The following is a 7,499-nucleotide window of genomic DNA, read 5'->3' on the forward strand; positions in this document are numbered from 1 at the left end:
GACTTATAGCAGATTGCAATGTGTTTGAGTATAAAAAAATTCCCAATCTAATCTAAATAGATTGGGAATCTCAGATTGTCAAGATTTGACTAGGGTAATAGTTTAACCAATACTATTGGCAACTGGATGAAAGTAAAAGGCAAAACCTAATACAGTATAAGCTGCTAGAAGTAAAGTCCCTTCTAACCAATTAGATTTACCATCAGAACTAATACTATTAGCAATTAACACTGAGACAGCAACGGCTACTAATTCAAATGGGTTAAAATCTAAATCCATAGGTTGACCAATTATCCAACCAGCAATGACTAAAACTGGGGCCACAAATAGGGCAATTTGCATACTTGAACCCACAGCGACAGACATAGAAAGATCCATTTTATTTTTCATGGCTACGGTGACAGCGGTAGCGTGTTCAGCAGCGTTACCGATAATGGGGACTAAAATCACCCCAGTAAATAGTGCGCTTAAACCTAGTTTAGATGTAGCAACTTCTAGGGAACTGACTAATAATTCTGACTCAAAGGCAACTAACAAGGTACAGGCTAAAAGTACACCAGTCCACAACCAAATATTTGGTTTTTCATGGGAAACCTCTTCTTCTCCTTCTATTCCTTCTACGTCTACTACACCAACTTCATACAAATACGCATGAGTTTTCATAGAAAATAGTAGTGTTAAGCCGTAAACTAGAATTAAGACTATAGCCACGGCTAGAGAGAGATTCTGTACCGTTTTTTCGCTAATACCTGTTGAGGTATAGTTCATTGCAGTTGGTAGTAAAATGGCAATTACCGCCAAGTTCATGGAGGAGGCATTTACCCGCGCTACAACTGACTCAAATGTTTGTTCTTTGTAACGAATACCGCCTAGTAACATGGATAAACCCATGACTAGGAGTAAATTACCGATAATTGATCCAGTAATACTGGCCTTGACAACATCAATTAGTCCTGCATTCAGGGCAACTAAGGCAATAATTAATTCTGTAGCATTACCAAAAGTCGCATTTAAAAACCCGCCTAGAATTGGACCGACTACCACAGCTATTTCTTCGGTCGCAGTACCCATCCAAGCGGCTAGTGGTAGTATAGCTAATGCAGCAGTGATGAAGATTATTAAGTCTCCCCATTCTAAAAAGTGGGCTGCTAAAGATACAGGTATAAACAGCAGCAGTACGGTGAAAATAATGTTCTTGATTGACATTTTTACCTTAATTTCAGGGGATCTGGCACAGATGTCTGAAATATCATCTGCATTTGCACACCTATCATATCTGCCAGGGCTGCTAATTGGTAATTGGTAATCGGTAATTGGTAATTGGTAATTGGTAATTGGTAATTGGTAATGGGTAATTGGTAATGGGTAATTGGCTTCATCTATATAGGAATAATATTTGATTTTTGATAGCTTGCGTCGCGTAGCCATACAAGACTCCGTCTTTCTTCCTGTGTTCCCTGTTCCCTGTTCCCTGACCACACAAGTAAATTCACAAAATCAAACCGGATTCCTATAGTTGTATTCTTGTTTAGAAATGATTGTGATAAGATTTAGTTTTGTTTCTTATGTTTTATTTATAACTGATTTTGTGAGACAACAATTGTAGAAAAGTAGACATAGCAAGAATCTTTTTCAAAATTGCACATTTATTTGGGTAACAAAATATGACTTCAGCAGCGGAAATACCAAGTAGTTCTGTCTCGATCTTACCATTAGATAAACGGGCTAAATACAGTCCTGAACATGATCCCCTGAAAATTGCTCAAGGTGTTTATGTTACAGTTCATGGTCATTTTTATCAACCCCCTAGAGAAAACCCCTACCTGGATGCAATTGAACGTCAACCCAGTGCTACGCCCTTTCATGACTGGAATGAGCGCATTCATTGGGAATGCTATCGTCCTAATGCTTTTGCAAGGGTATTAAATGACCGTGGAGAAGTTGTGGGGATTGTGAATAATTATGAGTACATGAGCTTTAATATTGGTCCAACGCTGATGTCGTGGTTAGAACGCTACGATGAGTCCGTTTATCAGCGGATTTTGGAGGCTGATGCTAAAAGTTGCCAACGGTTAAATGGTCATGGCAATGCGATCGCTCAAGTATATAATCATATTATCCTACCTTTAGCCAACGAAAGAGATAAATACACACAAATTCGCTGGGGTAAAGAAGATTTCCGTTCGCGCTTTGGCCGTGATCCCGAAGGGATGTGGTTAGCAGAAACAGCCGTGGATTATGCCACCCTAGAGGCATTGGTAGCGGAAAAGATTAAATTCATCATTTTAGCACCTTCTCAAGCCCAACGTTGTCGTCCTTGCCCGACAGAGGATGATCCCCATGGTCAATGGCATGAGGTAGGGGGTAATCAGATTGATCCCACTCGTCCCTATCGTTGTTATTTAGATAGTCAGAAAACTGGAAAAAAATCACAGGCCTATATTGATATCTTTTTCTATGATGGTCCGATTTCGCGGGATATGGGTTTTAGTGATGTTGTCTATAATTCCCATCATTTTGCAGGCCGGGTGGGGGCGGCTATTCGTGGGGATCATCGTCAGTCCCAATTAATTTCTGTAGCCACGGACGGGGAGACTTTTGGACACCACAAAAAAGGCACGGAGAAGACTTTGGCCTATGCCTTTATTGGTGAGTTTCCTCGTCATGGTTGGACTGTCACCAACTACGCCCATTATTTGAGTTTAAATCCTCCTAGTTGGGAAGTGCAATTAAAGCCCGTCACAGCCTGGAGTTGCGCCCATGGTGTGGATAGATGGCAAGATGATTGTGGTTGTGGTGGTGAAGGAGGTGTGTGGCATCAAAAATGGCGGCGGCCGCTACGAAATGCGTTAAATTGGTTACGGGATCAGTTAACTGATGTTTATGAAAAACATGGTGGTATGTTATTCCGTAATCCTTGGCAAGCAAGGGACGAATATATTCACGTCATGTCTGATCGTTCTCATACTAATGTTAGCCATTTTTTATCTCGTCATCAAACTCATAAACTAGACGCTGGTGAACAGGTAGAGGCTTTACGCTTGTTGGAAATGCAGCGTCATTCTTTACTAATGTTCACTAGTTGCGGCTGGTTTTTTGAAGAAATTTCCCGCCCGGAGGGAACACAAATTTTACGTTATGCCGCCCGTGCTTTAGAATTAGCAGGAGATGTATCAGGTGTACAGTTAGAAAAGGGTTTTCTTAAACGCCTGATGTTAGCTCCTAGTAATGTGGAAGAGTTTAAACATGGGGCAGATATATATCATAAATTGGTATTAACTGCTCAAATTGGATTTAAACAAGTCGCCGCCCATTATGGTATTACTTCCTTATTTAATCATCGCAAAAATACTATTTCTGGACAAGATACAGATAAACAATCCCATGGTAATCATCAGCGAGTCTATTGCTATACTGCCCATGAGTTAGATTACCATAAACAGCGCATTGGTCCGTTAACTATGGTAGTAGGACATTTGCAGCTAGTGTCAGATATTACCTGGGAAAGTGAAAATTTAATATTTGCTGTACTGCATTTGGGGGGTTGGGATTTTCACTGCTGCATTCAACAGTTTACTGGCAGACGTAACTATGGTGAAATTAAAGAAAAGCTGTTTACAGCCTTACAGCAGGCTAGTGTAGCTCATGTTATTTTGGTAATGACTCAAGTATTTGGGGGTGAAGCCTTTAGTTTACAAACTCTATTTGCTGAAGAACGTCATCGGATTATGCGGTTGTTAAGTCAGGAAACATTGGCACGATTAGACCAATTATATACTCAAGCTTATCGTGATAATTACGGTGTCATCATGGCTTTTCATCGAGATGGATTAGAAGTACCACGGGAATTACAAGTAGCAGCAGAAATTGCTTTAGGACATCGTTGTTTGATAACATTGCGATCGCTACAGCAAGCGCAGCTATCGCTAGAACAAGATATTAATGAAGCACAATTAAGCTGGAATCTAATGGTAGAATTGGAAGCGATATCTCATGAAGCTGAACAGCTTCGTTGTCAATTAAATATTCCCGAAGGCAATCAAATCCTAGAACAATTAATAGTTAGGTTATTGTGGCAATTATTGTATGATGCGAATAGCAATTTGGATACAGATATCCAACGGTTAGAACGGTTAATTGATATTGGTTATAAGCTGCATATTGGCATTAATTTAAACCAATCCCAAGAACTATATTGGAGTTGTTTACACAGTCAAATATTGCCACGAATTACCAATATTAACAGTGAAGCAGAAGCCATACAATGTCGTCAATTACTGAAATTAGGACAAAAACTAGCGGTTGATGTTAGTCCATTTTTGGATAAATTAGTGTAAATTTGTAGGGTGGGCAATGCCCACCAAAAGCTAAAATTTTCATCTAAAAATTCTCATCTTTTTTCTGTGTTTTTATGGCGGTTTGTTACCGAACAAAAGACGAACCCTGAAAATCTCTTAACTGTTGCCTCTTGCCTCTTGTCTTGCTATGATTCTGCGATTTATGATCTTAATTAAAAACCGTTATCGTTTGATCAAACAGATTGCTAAAGGGGAATTTTATCAAACATTTCTTGCTGTAGATGAAAATCAATTTCCTCCCCTTGCTTGTATTGTTCAAAAATTGTCGTTTTCAGAGCAAACAGTTGAAGATTTTGAATATCAAGCACAGCAATTAACCGAACTAGGTAAACATCCTCAAATTCCCAAATTAATCAGCTATTTTACAGAAGACAAATATGATTATTTAATTCAGGAATTTATCGAAGGTGATAATTTAGCTACTGTGTTAGAAAAGCAAGGTGTTTTTAATGAAAATCAGATTTGGCAAGTTTTAAAAACTTTATTACCAGTTCTCAGTTTTATTCATAATCATCAAATTATTCACCGCAATATTAACCCAGAAAATATTATTTGGCGGACTGTTAACCAAAATCAAAATTCATTAGAAAATCTATTTTTAACTGATTTTACAGTCGTTAAATTTGTCAATAGAAATCAATTTAAAGATGATATAGTTGGGAGTCCAGAATATATTTCTCCAGAACAAATACAAGGTAAAGCCGTTTTCGCAAGTGACTTATATAGTTTAGGTGTAAGTTGTATTTATTTACTAACTCACATACCACCCTTTGAATTATTTAATATTAATCATCATAGCTGGATATGGCGAGATTATTTAACTAATCAAATTAGTGAACATTTAGCGCAAACCCTTGATAAACTGGTAAAACACAATTTACAAGAACGCTGGAAATCGGCAAATGAACTTATTTACAACTTGGGAATTAAAGCTAATTATTTGCGTTTATCATCTCATATTTCCCAGGGTGATTGGCAACTTTATCATACAATCACAAATCAAATTCATAGTCCTATTAATACCATAGCATTAAGCCCTGATAGTCAAATTTTAGCAAGTGGTGAGGATGATAAAAGTATTAAATTATGGGATTTAAAAACTCAACAATTAATAGCTAATTTGAAAGGACATACCCAAGCCATAACAGCAGTTAAATTTAATCCCAATGGGACAATTTTAGCCACTGCTAGTGATGATAAAACTATCAAATTATGGGACATAAAAACATTAACAATAATTCAGACTTTAAGTGGACACTTCCACGCTATCAAGTCTCTAGCATTTCATCATAATGGGCAAATTTTAGCCAGTGGAAGTTGGGATAAAACTATTAAAATATGGGATATAAATACAGGTTTAGAACTTCACACTTTAACTGGACATAAATTACAAGTAAATGCTGTTGCTTTTAGTCCTCAAAGGGAACTTTTAGCTAGTGCTAGTCATGACAAAACAGTTCGTATTTGGCAACTACAAAACGGAAAATATAAATTATTAACAACTCTTTTAAGCCATACTTGGGCAGTTTTGACAGTTGCATTTAGTCCCACCAATCAAAATTTATTGGCAACTGGTAGCGGTGATAATACAATTAAATTATGGGATATTAACACTGGTGAATTAATTAACACACTTTCCGGTCATTCCTGGTCAGTAGTAGCTGTAGCCTTTAGTACAGATGGGGAAATGCTAATTAGTGGCAGTTGGGATAAAACAGTGAAAATTTGGCAAATCAGCACAAAATCAGAAATTACCAGCCTTGTAGGTCATACAGACTCAGTATCTAGCGTTGCTATTAGCGATGATACAGAATTAATTGTCAGTGGTAGCAAAGACAAAACAATCAAATTATGGCGTAGATGATAATTGACAATAATTAATTATCGTCAATTATCAATTATCAGTTGAAAATAATCAGGCGCTACCAGTGAAGGCAACTTCTGGAAATTTTAATTGCGCTTCTGCCATTGGGCGTTTTCTGCCTTCTTCTTGCCAGTAGTTAATTACTTCCGTGGCTTTATTCAGCAACTCCACGCGGTCAACATCTGTAATCCAATGTTTGGATTCTAACTCTTTTTTTAGCTCTTCCCAGGCATCATTTCTGGGCCAAAAAAAGTATTTGGTTAAGGGACTAGAACCTTTGCCAACCACTTGGTCAACTGCGAGGGCGACGTTTTCGTCTAACCAGAGAATTTTTAAAATGAACTTGGTCAATTACACCTCCGGGGAATATCCGGGTTTTTTGCTTGAGTTTGCGACCCCTCATTTTAACTCAATCTTTGACTAATTGACCAATATTTATCAGACAAATCTGATTTTTTTAGTTATTTTCTTGTTTTCCGTCCATAAAAGATGTTTCTGACCTCTACTATAAAGGGATGTATAGTTGCGTATTAAAAAGAATTTTAATTATTCTATTTACACTTTATTAGATTTAATTGATTGTTAGTTTGCTTAACTGAGTTGTTTAAAGATTATCATCCCAATTCCCCATTCTCTTCAAAAAATTAGGTTTGCTGATACTATTAATTACTCAGTTTTTGTCAGGGAGGTAATTAATTATTTCTTGGTAGTGAAAATGGTAGTAAACATCATCAACATTCCCCCTACTAAAATCATGATTGCTAATCCCCCAGTGACTAAATCTAAAGTATTGTTATCTATGGTCATATTATTCATACTCCTCTAAATTGTATATTATAAATAATAATACACAAATAATAATACACAACAACAAATTAATAATGCAGATGTTGATCAAAAAGTGGCCAGTTTTTTGCAAAAATGTCCTGGTCTGCGGTTGGGAAAAGATACAGCAGTTCCCGATATTATGAAGTACAGATATTAATAATAAAACTCTTGTGGTGCGGGCAAGATGCCCGCACAAGGTGTACTTCACTCAAGCTGAACTTGCTGTAAGTTATGATTTATTAGCATAAGTGACTCATCTTGTACACAAAGAAAATCCATCTGCGTGGGTTTTAAGACACTGTGAACACACAATCAAGTATATTTTCCAGGAATACTACTATGTATCAAACAGATCCACCTCCTTCACCCCAAGAAGTGTTACCGACGATGTATGATCTCAAAAGTGAAGATCCAGAGGAGAAAGGTTTGCCTGATCAATTTCATTGGGA

At 37.3% G+C, this 7,499-nt stretch carries 4 protein-coding genes; 2 read left to right on the forward strand and 2 right to left on the reverse strand.

The features are described 5' to 3' along the window. Positions 1–102 precede the first annotated feature (102 nt). Positions 103–1,206: a calcium/proton exchanger gene (gene cax, locus ACIR310F_RS0105325; protein WP_028082925.1), complete on the reverse strand. Its 1,104-nt coding sequence runs from the start codon at positions 1,204–1,206 to the stop codon at positions 103–105. 458 nt (positions 1,207–1,664) lie between these two features. Between cax and ACIR310F_RS0105330 the strand changes: the two genes are divergently transcribed. Next, complete coding sequence (locus tag ACIR310F_RS0105330) at positions 1,665–4,337, forward strand: DUF3536 domain-containing protein (RefSeq protein WP_028082926.1); 2,673 nt, start codon at positions 1,665–1,667, stop codon at positions 4,335–4,337. Positions 4,338–4,500: 163 nt separating this feature from the next. After that, a complete protein-coding gene (locus tag ACIR310F_RS0105335) occupies positions 4,501–6,222 on the forward strand; it encodes a serine/threonine-protein kinase (protein WP_035367644.1) in 1,722 nt (573 codons plus the stop codon). Positions 6,223–6,273: 51 nt separating this feature from the next. On the opposite strand, the gene ACIR310F_RS0105340 is transcribed toward ACIR310F_RS0105335, so the two are convergent. Further along, the gene (locus ACIR310F_RS0105340) at positions 6,274–6,573 is read right to left on the reverse strand and encodes a 30S ribosomal protein PSRP-3 (RefSeq protein WP_015079494.1); all 300 of its coding nucleotides are present in this window, start codon (positions 6,571–6,573) and stop codon (positions 6,274–6,276) included. Between the last annotated feature and the right edge of the window lie 926 nt (positions 6,574–7,499).

The organism is Dolichospermum circinale AWQC310F, from assembly GCF_000426925.1.
Taxonomy (GTDB): Bacteria; Cyanobacteriota; Cyanobacteriia; order Cyanobacteriales; family Nostocaceae; genus Dolichospermum; species Dolichospermum circinale.

Coding starts and splice junctions, on each gene's coding strand:
- ACIR310F_RS0105335 (WP_035367644.1), top strand. CDS start 4,501: ATGATCTTAATTAAAAACCGTTATCGTTTGATCAAACAGATTGCTAAA.
- ACIR310F_RS0105330 (WP_028082926.1), top strand. CDS start 1,665: ATGACTTCAGCAGCGGAAATACCAAGTAGTTCTGTCTCGATCTTACCA.
- cax (WP_028082925.1), bottom strand. CDS start 1,206: ATGTCAATCAAGAACATTATTTTCACCGTACTGCTGCTGTTTATACCT.